The organism is Streptomyces sp. FIT100 (genome assembly GCF_024584805.1).
GTDB lineage: Bacteria > Actinomycetota > Actinomycetes > Streptomycetales > Streptomycetaceae > Streptomyces.
On the sequence record NZ_CP075715.1, the window covers coordinates 4196251 to 4216100 of the forward strand.

Consider the following 19850-nt stretch of genomic DNA (forward strand, 5'->3'; position numbering starts at 1 on the left):
TCGGCAACATCGGATAGGTGGTCAGACAGCGGAGTGCGTCCGGCGTGCGCGCCGGAGCGCGAACCAGCCCGCCCCCGTCAGCAGCGCGGCCGCGGCGGCCAGGGACAGGACGGTGACGCCGGTGGAGGCGAGGCTGCCGTCGCCGGAGCCCGCGTCCGCGGACCCGCCGCCGACGGTGCCGCCCGAGCCGGAGCCGGAGCCGGAGGTGGCCCCGGACCCGGAGACCGAGCCGCCCGCCCCGCCGGACGTGCCGCCGTCCGCCGAGCCCGAACCGCTGCTGCTGCCACCGGCGCTGTCGCCTGTGCTGCCGCCGGAGCCCGACGGGGGCTCGTCGTCCCCGCCCCCGCTGCCTCCGGCACCGCCGCTGCCGCCCCCGTCCTCGCCGCCGTTCGCGACGACGGTGAGGGTGACCGGCGCCGTACGGGTGGTGCCGGCGGGGTTGGTGAACTCGGCGCGGTAGCGGTACCCGTCGTGTGCCGCCGTCGCGGTGAACGCGTACGTGTGCCGCACCGCCCCCTCGACGGTGGTCCAGGTCTGCCCGCCGTCCGGGCTGACCTGCCAGCGCACGGTGGGCTCCGGGGCGCCCTCGGCCGCGGCGGTGAACGCGACGTCGTCGCCCGGTGCGGCGGACCGGTCCGCCGGCGCCTGCGTCACCTTGGGCGACATGCGTCGGTCCAGCTTGGTGACGGTGCCCGCGGCCGGGCTGGTGACGTAGACGGTCGAGCCGCCCGGGGTGACGGCGACGGTCGCCTCGCCGAGCTGGGAGTGGTTGCCCGGCAGTGCCGTCGGTTCGGCGGCAGGTTCGTACGTCGTGGTGGAGTACACCGCCAGGGAGCCGTCGTTGTCGCCGCCGCTGCCGGTGTCGCCGTTGTCCTGCCGGACGACGAAGGCCCGCTGGGTGGTGGGGTCGAAGGCGATGCCCGCGGCCTCGTCGGTCCCCTCGACGGTCTTCAGGAGCTTGGCGTCGCGGTCGTAGACGAGGACGGAGTTCCCGCTGCCCACCCAGACGTTGCCGGTGGCGGGGTCGGCCTCGACGAACCTGACGTACCCGGCGGGGAGTTCGGCCGTCGCGGTGACCGTGAACGAGCCGGTGTCGACGCGCCGCAGCTGTCCGCCCGACGCCCCGGCCGACCATGCGGCCGCGTGGGCGGGGTCGACGCCGAGCACGCCGCCCCCGTCGAGGGTGATGCCGCGCCTGACCGTGCCGGTGGCGGTCTCGACCTCGGAGAGTGCGGCGCCCTGGGCGACCAGGACGGTCGCCGGCTCGGTGCCGGGACCGGCGCCGGTGACCGTGGCACCGCCCAGCCAGACACCGCGCGCGGCCGTGTCGCCGGCCTTGGCGGTGCCGATGCCGCGCAGCGGGTAGTGGAAGACGACGCCGTCGCCGGCGAGCGGCGCGATGATCCGCGTGACCCGGCGGCCGGCCAGGGCGCCGGTGGAGCCGGGCGCCTGGGAGATGTGGCCGACGACCTCTCCGTTCGCCGGGTCGAGGACGTACAGGCCCTGCTCGTTGACGTCCGCGGTGTCGGCGAGGTTGTCGGAGCCGACGTACAGCTTCCCGGAGTCGGGGTGCAGCAGGACGTCCAGCGGCTTGCCGGCCGTGGTGAACGAGGCCGACTCGCGGTAGCTCACCGTGCCGGCGGGCACGTCCACACCGTCCCCGCCGTCGCCGGGGCCCTGGCCCTCGAAGGCGACGGGTATGCGGACGTCCTGGGACCGGTCGCCGCTGCCGCGGTGGTCGACGCGGGTGACGACGGCACAGCCGACCCGGGTGCAGTCGAGCCCGTCGCCCTTGGCCTTGACGGTGATCCGGACGTCGAAGGTGCCGTCGGGCCCGTAGGCGGTGGCGAGTTCGCCCTCGTAGCTGTCGCCCTCGGGGACGATCCACTGCGAGGCGCCGCCGCCACCGGTCATGTCGGCGCCGCCCAGGCAGGGGCTGGGCACCCGGTTGTCCCCGTTGTCCTTGCAGAAGGCGACGTAGACGCCCTTGGTCCCGTCGTATCCCTCGCCGGTGACCCGGATCGACTCGCCGGCCGGGTCGAGGTGCGCGGAGGCGGACACGGTGAGCCTCTGTCCGCCCTTGCCCAGACCCGTCTTCGGTGTGTCGGCGGCCAGCGCCGCCGAGCCCGCGGTGACCGATGCGGTCACGAGGGCGGCCGAGGTGAGCAGCGCCGCGGCTCGTCCCCGTCCCCGTCCCCGTCCCCGTCTGCGGCCGGGCCCTGGCCCGGCCGCCGCGCCGGGTGCGCGGTCCGGCCGCCGCCGGCCCGTCGTCTCAACTGCCATGGGGTGTTCCTCACTTGTCGGGGCGCCGCCCGGCAGCCCCGAGCGCGCCGAGGGCCGGGCCCCGGTCGTGCGGGGCCCGGCCTGACGGGGGACTACTGGAAGGCGACCGGGACGTGGACGTCGTACTTGCGGTCGTTGGTGTCCGTGTGGTCGGCGCGGGTGACGATGGCGCAGGTGACGTCCTCGCCGCAGATCTGGCCGTTGTCGAGCTCGGCCTTGACGAAGATCTGGACGCTGAAGGTGCCGCCGGCGCCGAAGGCGGAGCTGTTCGGAAGGGTGCCGCCGCCGAGGCTGGACACCCAGTGCGAGGCACCCGTGGTGCCGGACTCGTCCTGACCGCCCAGGCAGGGGGTGGGCTTGGCGGCGCCCTGGGCCCCGCTGACCACACAGAGGCCGACGTACACGCCCTGGGCCGGGTTGTAGCCGGAGCCCGAGACGGTGACGACCTGGCCCGCGGCCGAAGCCGTGTCGGGGCCGGTCAGGGACAGGTTGTACGTAGTGCTTCCGTCGGTGATCGTACGGGTCGCGGTGGCGGCGGAGGCGGAGGAGGCCAGGCCCAGCGTCAGCGCGGCGGAGGCGACGACGGCGAGGCCCGCGCGGGCGGCGGTACGGGCGGACGGGACAGCTCTCATGACGGGCAGAGACCTTTCTCGGTGTCGGAAAGCGCCGGAGGGCATGGGAACGAGCCCTCCAGGCCCTTGTCGGCCCAGCACCTGACGGGTCGGCCGGCCGGCCCGCGGAACCCCTCGGGTACTTAGGTAAGGCAAACCTAAGTACACCTTGGTTTGACTGTCAACAAAGCTTCCGGTCGGCGACGGGCTGCGCGCTCGCGGCCTCCCACCGCTTCCGGCATCCTGGCTTTCAAGCGATTTGTCCCTGTGTAGACGCACGGCCATGAGGATCGAGGCGCCTCCCGTGAACCGTCCTTCCCGGCCGCGTCGCCCCACGGTTCCCGTGGCCCTGACGGCGACGGCCGTGCTGCTGTCCGCGAGCGCCTGCGGCAGTGAGGACGCGGGGTCGGCCGTCAGCACGGGCGAGCGGCTCTCCGGGACGATCACGGTCGACGGGTCCAGCACGGTGGCGCCGCTGTCCACCGTGGCGGCCCGGGTCTTCGAGGAGCGCAACCCGGGTGTGAAGGTGACGGTGGGGGCCTCCGGCACCGGGGGCGGCTTCGCGAAGTTCTGCAACGGCGAGACCGACATCTCCGACGCCTCTCGCCCGATCAACGACGCCGAGAAGGCGGCCTGCGCGAGGAACGGCATCGCGTACGAGGAGTTCCTCGTCGCCAACGACGGTCTGTCCGTCGTGGTGAACAAGGACAACGACTTCGCCGACTGCCTCACGGTCGAGCAGCTGAGGAAGATCTGGGAGCCCGGCTCCAAGGCCGCGACCTGGAAGGACGTCGACCCGGCGTTCCCCGACGTGAAGCTGGAACTCTTCGGCCCCGGCAAGGAGTCGGGCACCTTCGACTACTTCACCGAGGCGGTCAACGGCAAGGAGGGAGCCTCCCGCGCCGACTACACGCCGAGCGAGGACGACAACGCCACCGTCCGGGGCGTCGCCGGCGCCAAGGGCGGCCTCGGCTACTTCGGGCTCTCGTACTACGAGGAGAACAAGGACAAGCTCAGGCTGCTGAAGGTCGACGGCGGCGACGGCTGTGTGGAGCCCACGAGCCAGACCGTGCAGGACGGCTCGTACAAGCCGCTCTCCCGGCCGCTGTACATCTACCCGAAGGCGGAGTCCCTGGGCAGGAAAGAGGTCGGTGCCTTCGTCGAGTTCTTCGTCGTCAGCAACGAGGAACTCGCCAGGAAGGCCCTCTTCGTGCCCCTGGACAACCTCCAGGAAGCGGAGCTCAAGAAGGACTTCGAGAACCTCAAACTCCGGCGGGGCCACGAGAAACCGTCGCCGTCCGGCTGACGGCGGGATGGGCCCGGCCCCGCCGGGCCGGGCCGCGGCGGCCCGGTCAGGACAGCGTGGCGACGACCTGCCGCACCCGTACGGCGACGTTCTCGGGCAGCGGCGCGTAGTGGATGCTCGGGAGGATCTTCTGCCCTTCCTCGCTCGCCGTGTACGTGAGGAAGGACTTCAGCGCGGGAAGCGTCTCGCGCTGGTTGCCCCTGTCGCAGGCGATCTCGTACGTGACGAGGACGATCGGGTAGGCGCCCTCGGCCTTGGTCGCGTAGTCGAACTTCAGCGTCAGGTCGTCGTCCTTGCCCACCACCTTCGCGCCGGCGATGCCTGCCGACGCCGTCTGCGGGCTGGCGATGACCGGCTCCGACGCGCCGGTGTCGATCCGGACGGTGGGGATCTTCAGCTCGGTGGCGAAGGAGAGCTCGAAGTAGCCGATCGCGCCCTCGTTGTTGCGCACCGTGGCCGCGACGCCGTCCGAACCGGCCGCGGAATGGCCGCCCTTGCCCTGCCAGCTCTTCTTCGCCTCGTAGGGCCAGTCGTCCTCGGCGGCGCCGGCGAGGTAGGCGTTGAGGTTCTGCGTCGTGCCGGAGTCGTCGGACCGGTGGACCGCCTGGATCCTCAGGTCGGGGAGTTCGACACCGGGGTTGAGCTTCCGGATCGCCGGGTGGGACCAGTTGGCTATCTCGGAGTCGAAGATCTTCGCGAGCGTCTCGGCGTCGAGGACGAGATCGTCCACACCCTGGAGGGTGTAGCCGAGGGCGATCGGACCGCCGACCATCGGCAGGTCGATCGCCTTTCCGCCCGGGCACACCCTCTGCGACCGCTCGACGTCCTCGGCCTTCAGTGCGCCGTCGGTGCCGCCGAAGGCCGTCGCCTGGCGCATGAACTGGGCGACGCCCGCGCCCGAGCCGATGGGGTTGTAGGCGATCCGCACCGACGGGCAGGCCCGCTGGTACTCCTCGATCCACCGCTCCATCGCGTTCTTCTGCGCGGACGAACCCGAGCCCGGGACCTTCCCCTGGGTGGCACAGGCGATACGGGCGGGCGACGGCGACATGACCGCCCGGTCCTCGCCCTTCTCGGGGGCGTCGCCGAACGCGCCCATCGCCATGACCACCGCGCCCGCCACCGCCCCCGCCACCGCACACGCGGCGGCGGCCGCCACGGCGGCCCCGACGGGCAGGAATCTTCTGCGCCGGCCGCCCTTGCGCCGATGCTCCATGGTGCCTCCCGGTCTCCGCGAGGCACGCCGAGCCTCTTCATCCGTCGGACAGATGGTCAGCGATACGCGGGGCCGAGGGGCTAAGGCGGGGCGAACATTCGGTGTCGCACGGCTGGCTTTGCGGTGGCCGGGTTGTGAGGGGGGCGGGTGCGTCGGCCCGGCATGAGGGGGGAAGGCCGACCCTCGCTCACGGCGGGTACCCGTTCGGACGCGCTGCGTGGCGCCCGGAATGGGCCTTTGAAACGATGGCCCGAAGGTGAGGGAGGCTCCAGCGGCGTGCTGCTGTCTGCCCTCACCTGCCCGTTTCGGAGGGAGAGACCATGGCTGAGAAAGCCGGGAGACAGCGCTCGGGCCACACGAAGGCGGCGCATCCCGTCCAGGCCACGCTGGCGCACCCCATGGAGACCGTGACGGCGGTCGTGGACCGGGTGCCGGGTGTGGACAGGGTCAAGCACGCCTTCGACGGCGTACTGGACTCCGTCGGGGTCGTGTCGCCGCACGCCCGCCGCGTCACGGCCTACGCCGGAGCGGGGCTGCTCGGGGTGGCCGGCGTGATCGAGTGGCCGGTGGCGGTCGCGGGCGCCGCGGTGGTGTGGCTGACGCAGCCGCGCTCGAAGGAGGACACCTCGCAGGGGTCCCGGGCGGCGGCTTCCGGCAACGGGATGCGGGCCAAACAGGCGGCCCGGTCGGCCAAGGCGTCGACCGTCCCGACCACGTCGACCGCGTCGCGGAAGCCCAAGTCCTCGGCCAAGTCGTCCTCCAAGTCCGCGGTGAAGTCCACCGTCAAGTCCGCGGTCAAGTCGTCCTCCAAGGCTCCGGCCAAGTCCGCGGTCAAGTCGTCCTCCAAGGTCTCGGCCAAACCCGCGGTCAAGTCGTCCTCCAAGGTCTCGGCCAAACCCGCGGTCAAGTCGTCCTCCAAGGTCTCCGCCAAGCCCTCCGCCAAGTCGTCCTCCAAGTCGTCCGCCAAGAAGGCGCCGACGACCGCGGGCCGGTCCAGGAGCGGCCCCTCCGCGCAGCGCAGCAGTACGCGGAAGACGGCTTCGGCCGGGCGGAAGAAGAGCTGAACCCACCGCCGCTCTCCCGTCCTCCCCCGCCGCTCCACCGTCCCACCGGCGGGCCTGAAGGCCCGTTTCCGCGATGTTCCAGAGCAACGGCCCCAGGCCGAGTCCGCGGAGGTGAGAGATGCTGTCGCGCCTGCTTCCCCTGCTGCCCGCCGTACAGCTGAGCAGCGCCCTGGCCGCCCCGGCCCTGGCCGCCCTCCGCATCGCCCCGCCCGCGGCGGCGGTGGTACGGGTGGCGACCGCTTTCGCGGGCGCCGGTGCGCGGACCGCCGCGGGCGGGGCGACGGCGGTGTCGGACACCGCGCTGCGGGTCGGCAGGGTCGCCCGTAACGCGATGACTCCCCAGGTCGGTTACTGGCGCGCCGGATCGCGGATGCACCTCGCTCTGCGCCACCACCCCGACGCACCCGAGAACTCCGTCGAGACCCCCGTCGAGAACTCCGTCGAACTGCTCGAAGCGGCCGCCCGGAAGGTCGCCGCCGAGCTGGCCGAGCACCCTGACGTGGTCAGCGCCTACTGGGACGGCGGCCTGGCCCGGCTCGTCGTGCAGACCACGGAGGACGCGATCGGCGGCGCGGTGGCGGACGAGGCGGCCGAACTCGCCGCCGAGCACGGTCTGGAGCACGTCGGCGAGCACACACTCGCCCATGCCCACCCGGGTTCCGCCGGGAGCGTGCGGGCGGGCGTGCTCGCCCTGGCGTGCGACGCCGCGGGGATCGCCGCCGCCGTCGCCGCGCAGACGGCCCGCGTGCGGAGCGTGCCGCGTGCGGTGACGGCCGCGGCCACCCTGATGCGGGAGGACTCCCGGGTGCGCGCAGCGCTGGTCGGCCCGCTGGGGGCCGACGGGGCCGACCTGCTGCTCGCCGCCGCGTACGCCGCGGCCCACGCCATCGGGAAGTCGCCCGTCCCGCTGGTGCTCGACGCGGCGCTGCGGTCCACGCAACTGGTGGCGGCCCTCGCCCAGCTGGCGGCCTTCGACGCGGTGCACGACACGCTGTGCGCGCCCGACCGGCTGACGGTGGCCGGCGACCACGCCGTACGCCCGCCCCTACCGGCGGGTCCGGGCGAGGAGTACGCCGAGGCCGCGGTCAACGGCATGCTGGCCGGGGCCGCGACGACGCTGCTCTTCACGCGGGACCCGGAGGAGGCGGCCGAGGCCGTACTGGCCGCGACCCCCAAGGCCGCGCGCTACGGACCCGCCGGCTTCACCGCTGCCCTCAGCACTCTGCTCGCGCGCGAGAACGCCCTCGTCCGGGACGCCGATCGGCTGCGTGCGCTCGAACTCGTCGACACCGTGGTCCTGCACCCGGAGGCACTGCGCCGCAATCGGCTCTGTGTCCTCGAAGCCCATCCGAGCACCGACGACTGGGACGAGCACCGGCTCTGGCAGGCCGCGACCGCGGCGCTCCAGGGCTCCTGGTGGACCGACGACGGGGCGTCGGGGGCCGGAGCGGCGTACGCGGCGGGTGAGACGGGTGAAGCGGGTCAGCAGGGTGAGGCGTACGCGTCGCAGAGAGCCCAGCTCGGTCTGCGCCCGGTGCCCGGTCAGCCGCCGGCGGAGGCAGGCATGATGATCGCCTCGACGGGCGACCGGGACGTCGGCACCGTACTCGTCGGCTTCGAGGTCGACCCGATGGCCGAGGCCGCGCTGGACGCGGCGCGCCGCGCGGGCCTGCACGTCGTCGTGGTGGAGAGCGAGTCCCTGGGCGAGTTCGGGACACTGGCCGACGAACTCGCCGCAGCCGACCGCCCGTTCGCCGACGTGGTCCGCGCCCTCCAGGACGAGGGGCGCACGGTCATGACCGTGGTGCGGGTCCCGCAGGAACACACCGCGGGCGGCCCGCGGTTGTCCCCCCGTGGAGGGGACGCCGCCGACGGGCTGCTCGCCGGTGACATCGCCGTCGCGATCACCGACAAACGCAGCGCCGTCGTCTGGGGCGCGGACGTGATCTGCCTGCGCGGACTGGAAGGCGTGTGGCGGCTGCTGGCCGCGATCCCGGCGGCCCGGACGGTCGGCCGGCACGCCAAGTTCTTCACCGAGGCGGGCGCGGCACTCTCCGAACTCCTGGTGCTCAGCCGGGGAACGCGCACGGGCCGCCCGTCCTTCCCCCTCGAAGCGCGGCTCGGCCCGGTCAACATCGCCGTCACCGCCGCGCTCGTGTGGGGCTGGTGGGCCGCGCTCGGCACCGCCACCCACACCGCGCCGCACCCCAGGCCGCGGATTCCCTGGCACGCGCTCGAACCGCGGGAGGTGCTCGCCCGGCTGGCCAGAGCACCGCGCTCCGCACCCACCGCCCTGATGGAACTCCGGGCCGAGGCCGGCCGGATCGCGCACGCCGCGGCCGCGCACCGGACCGTCGCCCCGATGCGCCTCGGCGCCCGCCTGATGGCCGCCACATGGGCGGAGCTCGACGACCCGCTGACCCCGGTCCTGATGGTCGGTGCCACGGCCTCGGCGCTGCTGGGCTCCGTCGTGGACGCGTTCCTCGTCACCGGCGCCGTCGCCGTCAACGCCCTCGTCGGCGGCGTACAGCGCCTGCGTGCCGAGCGCGCCCTCTCCGCACTCGTCACCGGCCAGCGGCACATCGCCAGACGCGTCGCCGCCACTGCCGCCGACGGCGACGAGGAGGAACCGTCCATCGTGGAGGCCGAGCAGCTGGCACCGGGCGAGGTGATCGAGCTGCACACCAACGACGTCGTGCCCGCCGACGCCCGGCTGCTGGAGGTCGACGGTCTGGAGGTGGACGAGTCCGCACTCACCGGCGAGTCCCTGCCCACCCGCAAGCAGCTCGCCGCCATGCCGCAGGCGGCCGTGGCGGACCGCAGTTGCATGGTCTTCCAGGGCACCACGGTCGTGGCCGGTCACGCCCGAGCGGTCGTCGTGAGCACCGGTGGGCAGACCGAGGCGGGCCGCGCCGCCGCGCTCGCCGCCCGCGTCCCCACCTCGGCAGGGGTCCAGGCGCGGCTGCACGAGCTGACCCGCAAGGTCCTGCCGCTCACCCTCGCGGGCGGCGCGGCGGTCACCGGACTGTCCCTGCTGCGCGGACGCCCCATGCGCAGCGCCCTCGAAGGCGGGCTTGCCGTCGCCGTCGCCGCCGTGCCCGAAGGCATGCCGCTGGTGGCGACGGTCGCACAGATGGCCGCGGCACGGCGGCTGAGCAAGCTCGGCGTCCTCGTGCGCACCCCGCGCTGCCTCGAGGCGCTGGGGCGCATGGACACCCTCTGCTTCGACAAGACCGGCACCCTGACCGAGAACCGCCTGAAGGTCGTACGGCTCGTCACCTCGGCCGGCACCGAGCACCAGCCCTTCGACCCGGAGGCGGCGCCGCTCCTGCGCCTTGCCGCACGCGCCTGCCCCCGCGCCGCCGAGCAGACCGGCGTCCATGCCCACGCCACCGACGAGGCCGTTCTGGCGGCCGCCCCGCACGACACGGGGTGGACGGCGGCCTCGGCCCAGCCCTTCGAGGCGAGCCGCGGTTACGCGGCGGCCGTCGGAAGCGACACCGACGGCGTACCCCTGCTCGTCGTCAAGGGGGCTCCCGAAGTCGTCCTGCCCAGCTGCCCCGACGCCGGGCCGGCCGTCGTCGACACGGCGCTCACGCTCGCGGCCCAGGGGCTGCGGCTGCTGGCCGTCGCCCAGCGCCGCCTCGCGGCCGACGAGACCGCCGACGAGACCACCGAGGCCCTGGACAAGCCCCTCGAATCCCTGGAGTTCACCGGATTCGTGGCGCTCGCCGACACCCCCCGCCCCAGCTCCGCACCGCTGGTCGCCGGTCTGAACGAGGCGGGCGTACGACCCGTCATGCTCACCGGCGACCATCCCGAGACCGCCCGCGCGGTGGCCCTGGACCTGGGCTGGCCGGCGGACGCCACGGTCGTCACCGGAGACGAACTTGCCGTACTCGACCGGGCGGGACGCATCCGCCTCCTGCGGGACTGCGGCGTCGTCGCCAGAGTCGCACCCGAGCAGAAGCTCCAGGTCATCGAGGCCCTACGGGACGCCGGGCGGGTCGTCGGCATGGTCGGCGACGGCGCCAACGACGCCGCCGCCATCCGCGCCGCCGACGTCGGCGTCGGCATCGCCACCCGGGGGTCGGCGGCGGCCCGCAACGCCGCGGACCTGGTGATCACCAACGACGAGCTGTCGGTCCTCATCGACGCGATCGGCGAAGGCCGGGCCCTGTGGCGCAGCGTCGCCGACGCCATCAGCATCCTGCTCGGCGGCAACGCCGGAGAGGTCGGCTTCTCCGTCCTCGGCACCCTCCTCGCCGGGAACTCGCCGCTGACCACCCGCCAACTGCTGCTGGTCAACCTGCTCACCGACATGTTCCCCGCGATGGCCGTCGCGGTGACCCCCCACGACCCGCGCCCGAACGCCCCGGCCTCCGCGCCCGACTCCGCCTCCGTGGGCCCGGCCGTCCTCGGGCAGCCGCTGACCCGCCAGATCCGGCAGCGCGGCGTCGTCACCGGCATCGGCGCCACCTGCGCCTGGCTGATCGGCAGCCTCACCCCCGGCACGGCCCGGCGCACCAGCACGATGGCCCTGTGCGGAGTGATCGGCGCCCAGCTCACCCAGACGATCCTCGGACGCCGCCGCAGCCCCCTCATCCTGGCCACCGTGCTCGGCACCGCCGCCGTTCTGGTCGGCCTGGTGCAGACCCCCGTGGTCAGCCACTTCTTCGGCTGCACCCCACTGGGCCCGTTCGCCTGGACCGGGGTGGCTCTCGCCGTGGGAACCGCCGCGCTCGCACCTCACGTACTGCCGTACACGGAGCGGTTGCTGAGCGGACTCGACGCGCGCCTGAAGCCCGCGCCGACCGGTCCCTGATCCGACCGGTCCCTGATCCGACCGGTCCCTGATCCGACCGGTCCCTGATCCGGTCGGTCGCTGGGTCCGTTCGGTCCGTGCTCGTGCTCACCGGCCGGCCCCGTCGCGCGCGACCGGGCCGGTCGGGGATCAGGAGTAGAAGTTGCGCTGCCACCGGTGCTCGGCCAGGACGGCGAGCTGGTCGGCCGTGAGCGGGCGTCCGTCGCTCAGGGCCGTGTTCCGCTCGACGTTGCGCACGCTGCGCATGCCGGGGATGACCGTGGAGACCGCCGGCGAGCTCAGCACGAACCGCAGCGCGTACTCGGCGATCTCGTCGGGGGCGATACCGAGGTCGGCGACGATCGCGTCCACCCGCTCTTCGACCTGGGCCGGGCGGTCGCCACGGAAGTAGCGGGCGCGGACATCGCCCTCGGGAAACGTCGTGCCGGCGGTGATCCGGCCGGTGAGACCGCCCTCGTCCAGCGCCACCCGGACGATGACGCCGACACCGTGCTCCACACACGCCGGCAGCAGCGCGTCGGCGGGCGACTGGTCGAAGATGTTGTAGATGACCTGAACGCTGTCGACGGTGCCGCTGCGGACGAGCGCGAGCGCGTTGCCGGGCTCGTGGTCGTTGACGGAGACGCCGAACAGGCGGATCTTTCCCTCCTGCTTCAGCGCGGCGATCGTCTCCAGCCAGTCACCGCGCCCGACCCACTCGTCGCTCCACACATGGAACTGCAGCACGTCGAAGTGGTCCAGGCCGGTGGCGCGGAGACTGGTCTCCACGCTCTCGCGGATGTGCGCGCCGGGGAACGTCTCGGCCGGGTCCAGGCCGTCGGGCGCGGGCCACATCCCGTTCCTCGGCCCGACCTTGGTCGCCACGAGCACGTCGTCACCGGCCCGCTCGCGGACGACGCGGCCGACGATCCGCTCACTCTCGCCGTAGCCGCGGGCGGTGTCGAGGAAGTTCACGCCGAGGTCGATGCCACGGTGCAGGGCCCGAACGGATTCGTCCTCCGTCGCACCCACCCAGCCGGACCCGGCCTCACCGATGCCCCACGTGCCGTAGCCGATCTCGGATACGGACACGCCGCTGCGTCCCAGTTCGCGGTAGCGCACAATGATCCTCCGTGTCGTGGTGCCGCGAAATGTCTACACCACAGCGAAATCCACGCCGGACGCGGGCGGCACACGCACGTTCCGGCAGCAAGGAGCCGACTCTTGTCCCGTTCGTACGACGTCGTCGTCATCGGCCTGGGCGGTATGGGCAGCGCCGCGGCCTACCACCTGGCCCGGCGCGGTCAGCGCGTCCTCGGCCTGGAGCGCTTCGGCCCCGCGCACGCCTTCGGGGCGAGTCACGGCGGGTCCCGCATCTACCGCCAGAGCTATGCCGAAGGCCCGGACTACGTACCGCTGCTCCTTCGGGCCAGGGAGCTGTGGGACGAGCTCGGACGCGACTGCGGCGAGGTGATGTTCACCCGGACCGGCGGCCTCACGATCGGGCGGGCGGACAGCCCGATGGTCGCCGGCAGCCTGCGCAGCGCCCGCCGGTGGGAGCTCGCGCACGACGTCCTCGACAGTGCGGCGATCCGCCGCCGCTTTCCGACCTTCCGCCCCGCGGACGAGGACGTCGCCTTCTACGAGCACCAAGCGGGGGTGGTCCGTCCCGAACTCACCGTCGCCGCGCATCTGCGCCTGGCCGAACGCCACGGTGCCGAGCTGCGCTTCCACACGCCCGTCACCCGCTGGGAGCCGGAGCCCGGAGGCGGGGTCCGCGTCGTCACCCCCGAGGGCACCGTCACCGCCGGACGCGCGGTCGTCGCTCCGGGCCTTCCCCGCCCTGGACGGCCCCGACGGCGGAGTGAAGGTGGCCTTCCACTCCATCGGCGCCCCGACCGACCCGGACCACCTCGACCGGGAGATCCACCCTGAGGAGGTCGAGGCGATGAGGGAGTTCCTGCGGACGCGCATCCCCGCCCTGGCGGGGCGCCTCCTCAAGGGCGCCGCCTGCACCTACACGCTCACCCCGGACGAGCACTTCGTCGTCGCTCCGCACCCGCAGTACCCGCAGACCACGGTGGCCTGCGGCTTCTCCGGCCACGGTTTCAAGTTCGTGCCCGTGGTCGGTGAGATCCTCGCCGACCTCGCGACGGAGGGCACGACCCGCCACCCCATCTCCCTGTTCGATCCGCGCCGGCCACGGGCGGAGGCGTCCTGACGTCCTAGGAGGGGGAGGCAGGGGGGACGTTCGTCACCGCCGCCGGGCGGCGAAGAAGCCGAGGATGGTGCCGGTCGCATCCAGCGAGGTGCTGGTACGGCCGAAGCCCGCGGGCGGTGTGACGGACGAGCCGGGCCAGGTGTGGCCCGCCCCGTGCACGACGAGGAGTTCGACGGTGGCCCTGGAGTCTCCGGGGCCCCACACGGTGCGGTCGTAGCCCGCCTCGCTTCGCTCGACCGGTGCGCGGGCGCCGCCTTCGGCGGCGAACGCCTCGGCGCCGGCCCGGGACGCCATGCTGGGGGTGATCGGCTCCTCGCCCGCGGCGGCCGGGCCCGGGCTGGGCAGGCCCGCGAGGGGCCGTACGGGATCCTCCGCGCCATGGATCATCAACACCGGTACCGCTCCGGTGGGTTCGACCGCGGCGGGCCCGGTCGGGAGCTGGCCCGCGACGGCGGCGGCTCCCGCGAGCAGACCGGGACGCTGGGCCGCCATACGCAGCGCCATCGATCCCCCGTTGGAGAACCCGACGACGTAGACCCGCAGTGGATCGGCCCCCTCGGTCCGCACCAGCTCCTCGACGAGCGCCTCGGTGAACCGCACATCGGCGTCCGGATCCGGCCGCCGTCCGGTGGCGGCGGCACCGGCGCCCCAGCCGCTGTGCAAGCCCTCGGGGTAGGCGATGAGCATGTCGCGTGCCGCGGCCGCCGTGCCGAGGCCGGTCATCTCACGCATGCCCTCGGCGCTGGAGCCCCGGCCGTGGTACGCGATGACGAGCGGCCTGGGCGCGCCGCCGTCGGCGCCGGGCCGGTGCAGCAGGTACTCCCGGGTGCCGCCGTCCACCCGTAGCCGCTCGCGGGTGTCGGCGGCGGCTGCCGTGTGCCCGGCGTTCGGTGAGCTGCCGGCCGGAGTCGGCAGGGAGCGCGGCTCGTCCGGCGGGGCACAGCCGGCGGTGAGCGCCAGCCCGAGGGCCAGGGCGCCGAGCAGCGGACCGCGTGCGGTCGTACGGGGACGAAAGCGGGCGAAGAGCAGGTTCATGTCCCGAGAAGAGCAGCGTGCACGGCACCATGTCCAAGACGCCTATCGATCCCGGATCGATCAATCCTGGATATCGTTGCTGGCTATGGACCTGGTCCGGCATATGGAGTGCTTCGTGGCTGTTGCAGAAGAGTCACACTTCGGCCGTGCCGCGGCCCGCCTGGGCATGGCCCAGCCGCCCCTGTCGCAGCGCATCAAGCGCCTGGAACGGGAGTTGGGCGTGCTGCTCTTCGAGCGGACCAGCCGGCAGGTGACGATCCGATCCGGCGCGGCGCCGTCAGCCTCGGCGTGGCCGCCATCGAGGGGCGGGGCCGAGCGATGACAGGAAGGCCGAGATGACCGCCTCGTACGAAACCATCGAGACCAGGCTGGACGGCAACGTCCTGTCCGCCACGTTCAACGCCCCGCCGATGAACCTCATCGGTCCCGAGGTCGTGCGGGACCTGGTCGCGCTGATCGAGGAACTGTCGCACCCGACCGCCCCACGCGTGGTGGTCTTCGACAGCGCGGACGCCGACTTCTTCTTCCCGCACGTCGACATGACGAAAGTCGCCGAGTACACAGCTGAGGCCGCGAAGGCCGGAGGCCCCGGCGATGCCTCCCTGGGAATGCTGTTCCGCAGGCTCAGCCTGCTCCCGGCCGTCACCGTCGCCAAGCTGCGCGGCCGTGCCCGGGGAGCGGGCAGTGAGTTCCTCCTCGCCTGCGACATGCGCTTCGCCTCCCGGGAGAACGCCATCCTCGGCCAGCCCGAAGTGGGCATCGGAACACCCCCCGGCGCGGGCGCGATCCAGCACCTCACCCGTCTGCTGGGCCGGGGCCGTGCCCTCGAAGCCGTGCTGACCTCGTCGGACTTCGACGCCGACCTCGCCGAACGCTACGGATGGATCAACCGCGCGGTCCCCGACGCCGAACTGGACGAGTTCGTGGCAGGCATCGCCGCGCGCATGGGCGGCTTCCCCCGCGATGCGCTGATCGCAGCCAAGTCGGCCATCAACGCCGTCAGCCTGCCGGCCCCCGCCGACGTACGCGCGGACGCCGCACTGTTCCAGCAACTCGTCCGGGGCGAGGGAGTGCGGCAGCGCACGGCCGAACTGTTCGACCGCGGCTTCCAGACCCGTGGTGCCACCGAGCTCGGCCTCGGGGAGGCCCTGGGCGCCTTGAAGGCCGTCGACTGAGCGTCGACGCCGCCATCCCGACAGGCGAGATCGCCACGGGCCACCGATTGCCGATTGGCCCGCGCCCCGGACGCGGCGCCCTGAGAAACTGCACCTCCATTGCCGTACTCGGAGGAGATGTCATGCAGGTAGCGGTGGTCACCTTTGACGGATTCAACGAGCTCGACAGCTTCATCGCCTCCGCGCTGATCAACCGGTGCCGGAAGGACGGCCTGGAAGCCTTCATCACGACACCGACGCCGGTGGTCACGTCCATGAACGGCGTCGAGGTCACCGGACAGCGCCCGCTGGAGTTCGTCACCGAAGCCGATGTCGTCCTCATCGGCAGCGGGGTGAAGGCACGAGACGTGGTCGCCGACGACGCGCTGATCTCCAGGCTGCCGCTCGACCCGTCGCGACAGCTGATCGGCGCGCAGTGCTCCGGCGCGCTGGTGCTCGCCCGGCTCGGCCTGCTGGACGCCATGCCCGCCTGCACGGACATCAAGACCCGGCCCTTCGTCGAGGCCCGCAACGTCACCGTGCTGGACGCACCGTTCCACGCCGAGGGGAACATCGCGACGGCGGGCGGCTGCCTCGCGTCCCAGTACCTTGCCACGTGGGTGATCACCCGAACTCTCGGGCAGGACGCCGCCCGCGACGTCATCGACTACGTGGCCCCGGTCGGCGAAAACCAGGAGACCACCGAGCGCGCCCTGCGCGCCGTCCACACGGGCGAGGTCGCACTGGGCTGACGCCCCGCGAATCACCCCTGGGCTGCCCCGTCTGTCCGCGTCCACGGCTCCCCGCCCGAGCTGCGGCGGTTGCGGCGCGCCGCACTTGCTCAGCGGCGGCCCAGCCGGGGTCGCGAACCCACGCGCGCCGGCGTCGCCAGCTCGGCCCGTAGCGCGTCTTCCAGCGCCGAAAGGCCATCCTCCACACCCTGGAGCGGCCACGCGTCCGCCGCCGAGGATCCGTCGGAGATCACCGTCTGGGCGTCAAGCAGGGCACGGTGCACATCACTCACAGCGGAACGAACCTCGTCGCCGGATATGAGCGACGCCTCGACGATCCACTTGTAAGCGGCCGACCGGTTGTCGAGCAGGTTCCCGTCGTCCTCCTCCTTCAGGATGGAGGCCAGCGAGTCATGCCAGCCGTAGAGCCTGATCAAGAGATCCCTGTACAGGCCCTTCTTGTCATCCAGCCAGCGCACTTGCTCTGCGTGTGCCCGTTGTTCCTGCTGGATACGCACCTGTCCGCGCTGCGCGAGCCAGGCGCCCGCAAAGCCCGTGACAGCTCCCACCGTTGTGCCCGCAAGACCGACCAGCGCTGCTTCCATGACAGCTTCTTAGCAGAGAGCTGACTTCGCGAGCAGAGAAAGATCAAGACTGGTGGAGTCTCCAAGACTGCGTCGGGTGCGCTCGCTCCAGTAGCACGGCCGACGGAGCCGGCGCCTGGAGGCGTTCGGGTCTTGACCGCCCGCGAGGCTGCTACCTCAACTGGCCGTTCTTACTGCTTTTTCGTAGCGCGGGCAGCGTCCGGCCGAACCCACGCATGGCGCCCCTCGGTTCTCCATGAATCCCCATTTGTGCCGTTCTCGGGCTCGCTGAGCGACCGCACTGCCCGTAGTTCACATGGCGAGCCGGGAGCGGCCCTGGCCCGCGGCTTCGGAGTCAATTCGCTGTCGGTCTCCGTGGCTTGGCGTCCGGCTGTGGTCCGTCTCATCCGGCGCGGGGCAGGAACGGACCTGGCTCAGCTCCGCCCAATCATGTTGATTGCTATCGGCAGGGCGACCATGCCGCAGAGTGCGAAGACACTCCCGAGGACGCGCAGGAAGACGGGGTGCACAGCCCTTGTCTTCGTCTGCTGTTCCGGCCTTCGGGCGAGTCCGTTGACCACCAGTGCCTGGAAGCGAGTGGCGGCCTTCCTGGTAGCCAGGGTGCCTCCGCCGACGAGGGCAAGCAGCCCCCAAAGAAACAGGAACGGGCCGGGGCCGGGCCCATTCCGGCCAGCGAGAAGCAGCATGCCCCGCATACTCCAGCAGCAGCGTGATTCGGGTCAACGGAGCTCCCGGTGAGACCCCGCCCAATCTGACGTAGTTGTGGCACAGGAGCCTGCCCGGCCCAGGGCGGTATTCCCGTTCGGGGCTCATGCTGCTGAGCGCGTGTGGGGCGACAGCCCGGTCTACGTCGCCGGCTGTGCCGTGGTGGCCGGCCAGGGCGTGCGACTGCCGGAGCGGGGCAGCCCTGCGCAGGACGCGGTCCGAGCGCATCCGGGCCGGCGAGTAGCTGTGCCGCCCTGAGGAAGGACTCTGTCCCTTTTCTCGTCCATGACCTGAGCTGCGTATCTCGTAAGGGCAAGTAGCAACATTCGATCAAAGGGTGCAGCATGGAAGCGGGGATCCTATAACGCCTCAGCGTGAAGACTGGGACGCGTCACGGACCGATCGCCATTCGAGCTGATCGGGTTTTCCGGCAGCTCATAGCCCGGGCTCTTCTCGTCGACGGGTCCGAATTTGGCGCGCATGACAACCCCTCATCCCATAACGAACGGCATGGGGGACTCAGTTGGCTCCGAGGAGAGCTCCGAGGAGAGCAATATGCACGTCAAGAAGCGTCTAATCCCGTCTCTCATGGCTCCTCTCGCCTTCGTAATCGCCTTCGCGATGCCTCCGTCTGAGGCCTCACACGCCGGCACCCCCTCGGTCGACAAGTTCTGCGAAAACGACGGCATGGTGCTCCGGCCGAAGTCCGATTTCCCGGATACGCCTGTTGGGCGAGTCAACTACAACATGCAGAGCAGCAAAATGGAGAAAGCAATGCTCTGCTTGGTCAACTGGGATCGGCGTCATGAGCGTGTGAGGGAGCTGTACACCACAAGGCTCATCGGCAAGACGAGGTATCGAGGGCTCGGTGGCGCCGCCTACGACCATGCCATCGCTGCGGCGAAGTTGCGGTGGTGGGGATCCGTAGCCCAGTACCCGTCCTGTACGCCCAGACAAGACGACCCCAGCCGATGCGATCCGCACATCAATCCACAGACACGATCGACACCTACGAAACGCGCCGAAGAAACAGGCTACGGAAGGGGTTGCGCGAACTGGAAGGTAGGTGAGAACGCTTACACGGCCTCAGGGAAGGACCTCACGCCGTTGGACGCTTTTACCTGGTGGATGCGCAGCGAGCGGCACAGAGAAAACATTCGCAACCCGGAATGGGAGACCATGCACATGCGAGTGGTATGGGGTAGCGCAGATCCGGGCACTGGAGCAAGCGCGCCAGGAGCGACGTATGTGCAAATGTTTGGGCGCTGCTGGAAGTGAGTACCGAGGGCGGTCGCCGAACGTGCGCATGCGCGGCCTGTGCATCAGTGCCCTCTTGCACGTCCCACCCGACGCCCACACCGTGGTGAGGATGCAGCTCGGCGTTCTGACAACGCAGGGGAGGGCGACGCGTAGTGAGTGCAGTCACACCGTGGGCCAGGGACACCTTCGGCACCGCGGCCGGCCAGTTGGCCAGGACGATCCCGGCGTGCCTCGTGGAAGCTCACAAGAGGGCACGTCACGGCCACGAGGGGGTCCACACCCAGACCCTGGAAGCGTACGGCCATGGTCTCCACGCGGCACAGTACGAGACGCTCGGCGCCGGCCTGGCGCCGCTCGAGGCAGCAATGGCCCGACGGCTACAGGGCCGTACGATCATGGTCGTCGGCAGCAACGTCATCTATCCCATCCGGTATGCCAAGAAGGACGTGCCGGTTACGGCGGCACGACTCCGAAAGGCCGTCGGCTTCCGAGCTGACCTCATCCGGCGCCACGGCCCGGAGCCGATGCAGCAATCTCTCGACCTCGGCTTGGAAGAGCTGGACGAACAGCACCTGCATCCCGACGTCGCGCTGCTCCCGCCCGAGCTGCGGCTGATCATCGTGGCGTACGCCTGCTCGATGGAACAGGGCGTCATACGGGTTGAGTGGGGCTCAGCAGAGCTTCGCCGCGAGGACCGCTACCTCATCTGGCACCACCACGAGCCGCTCCTTCCGTCGGCCGACCCACGCGCCGCCTAGGGCGTGTTGCGAAAGTCCCGTCTGCGCGGCGGCGTCTGGCACGCACGCTCGCGGCGTTGTCGGTCGTCGGCGCAGCCCGCTGCGCTCTCCTTCCTCC

13 protein-coding genes and 2 pseudogenes are annotated in these 19850 nt (G+C 71.8%); 9 read left to right on the top strand and 6 right to left on the bottom strand.

All coding sequences use genetic code 11. The features are described from left to right. Positions 1-21: 21 nt before the first annotated feature. The gene (locus KK483_RS18910; RefSeq protein ID WP_262006388.1) at positions 22-2283 is read right to left on the bottom strand and encodes an immunoglobulin domain-containing protein; all 2262 of its coding nucleotides are present in this window, start codon (positions 2281-2283) and stop codon (positions 22-24) included. A 92-nt stretch (positions 2284-2375) separates the two neighbouring features. After that, positions 2376-2915 carry a hypothetical protein gene (locus KK483_RS18915; RefSeq protein ID WP_262006389.1) on the bottom strand — a complete coding sequence of 180 codons (540 nt, stop codon included), beginning with the start codon at positions 2913-2915 and terminating at the stop codon, positions 2376-2378. Positions 2916-3198: 283 nt separating this feature from the next. Between KK483_RS18915 and KK483_RS18920 the strand changes: the two genes are divergently transcribed. Continuing rightward, positions 3199-4200 (top strand): PstS family phosphate ABC transporter substrate-binding protein, encoded by a 1002-nt coding sequence (locus tag KK483_RS18920; protein ID WP_262006390.1) that lies wholly within the window; start codon positions 3199-3201, stop codon positions 4198-4200. Between the two features lie 46 nt (positions 4201-4246). On the opposite strand, the gene pstS is transcribed toward KK483_RS18920, so the two are convergent. Further along, the gene (pstS, locus tag KK483_RS18925) at positions 4247-5416 is read right to left on the bottom strand and encodes a phosphate ABC transporter substrate-binding protein PstS (RefSeq protein WP_262006391.1); all 1170 of its coding nucleotides are present in this window, start codon (positions 5414-5416) and stop codon (positions 4247-4249) included. A 320-nt stretch (positions 5417-5736) separates the two neighbouring features. Here pstS and KK483_RS18930 point away from each other — a divergent pair, with 320 nt between their 5' ends. Together KK483_RS18930 and KK483_RS18935 are read left to right on the top strand one after the other, a co-directional pair. Next, positions 5737-6480, top strand: coding sequence for a hypothetical protein (locus tag KK483_RS18930; protein WP_262006392.1), 744 nt, complete (start codon positions 5737-5739; stop codon positions 6478-6480). Between the two features lie 118 nt (positions 6481-6598). Beyond that, a complete protein-coding gene (locus KK483_RS18935) occupies positions 6599-11305 on the top strand; it encodes a cation-translocating P-type ATPase (RefSeq protein ID WP_262006393.1) in 4707 nt (1568 codons plus the stop codon). 129 nt (positions 11306-11434) lie between these two features. Here the strand turns inward: KK483_RS18935 and KK483_RS18940 are convergent, their stop codons facing one another. Further along, positions 11435-12406: an aldo/keto reductase gene (locus KK483_RS18940; RefSeq protein ID WP_262006394.1), complete on the bottom strand. Its 972-nt coding sequence runs from the start codon at positions 12404-12406 to the stop codon at positions 11435-11437. 102 nt (positions 12407-12508) lie between these two features. On the opposite strand from KK483_RS18940, the pseudogene solA reads away from it, so the two are divergent. Further along, a pseudogene (solA, locus tag KK483_RS18945) lies at positions 12509-13505 on the top strand (N-methyl-L-tryptophan oxidase). A 33-nt stretch (positions 13506-13538) separates the two neighbouring features. Here solA and KK483_RS18950 read toward each other — a convergent pair. Further along, positions 13539-14540, bottom strand: coding sequence for a PHB depolymerase family esterase (locus KK483_RS18950; RefSeq protein WP_262006395.1), 1002 nt, complete (start codon positions 14538-14540; stop codon positions 13539-13541). A gap of 85 nt (positions 14541-14625) precedes the next feature. On the opposite strand from KK483_RS18950, the pseudogene KK483_RS18955 reads away from it, so the two are divergent. From KK483_RS18955 to KK483_RS18965, 3 genes and pseudogenes are all read left to right on the top strand, one after another. Continuing rightward, positions 14626-14784: pseudogene (locus tag KK483_RS18955) on the top strand (LysR family transcriptional regulator); the annotation flags it as partial. 91 nt (positions 14785-14875) lie between these two features. Continuing rightward, entirely contained in the window at positions 14876-15715 is an 840-nt protein-coding gene (locus tag KK483_RS18960; RefSeq protein ID WP_262006396.1) for an enoyl-CoA hydratase/isomerase family protein, read from the top strand. 122 nt (positions 15716-15837) lie between these two features. Beyond that, entirely contained in the window at positions 15838-16446 is a 609-nt protein-coding gene (locus tag KK483_RS18965) for a DJ-1/PfpI family protein (protein WP_262006397.1), read from the top strand. Between the two features lie 89 nt (positions 16447-16535). Here the strand turns inward: KK483_RS18965 and KK483_RS18970 are convergent, their stop codons facing one another. After that, complete coding sequence (locus KK483_RS18970; RefSeq protein WP_262006398.1) at positions 16536-17030, bottom strand: hypothetical protein; 495 nt, start codon at positions 17028-17030, stop codon at positions 16536-16538. 1185 nt (positions 17031-18215) lie between these two features. Here KK483_RS18970 and KK483_RS18975 point away from each other — a divergent pair. Further along, entirely contained in the window at positions 18216-19013 is a 798-nt protein-coding gene (locus tag KK483_RS18975) for a hypothetical protein (RefSeq protein WP_262006399.1), read from the top strand. A gap of 134 nt (positions 19014-19147) precedes the next feature. Further along, complete coding sequence (locus tag KK483_RS18980; RefSeq protein ID WP_262006400.1) at positions 19148-19753, top strand: hypothetical protein; 606 nt, start codon at positions 19148-19150, stop codon at positions 19751-19753. The last annotated feature ends 97 nt before the right edge of the window (positions 19754-19850 follow it).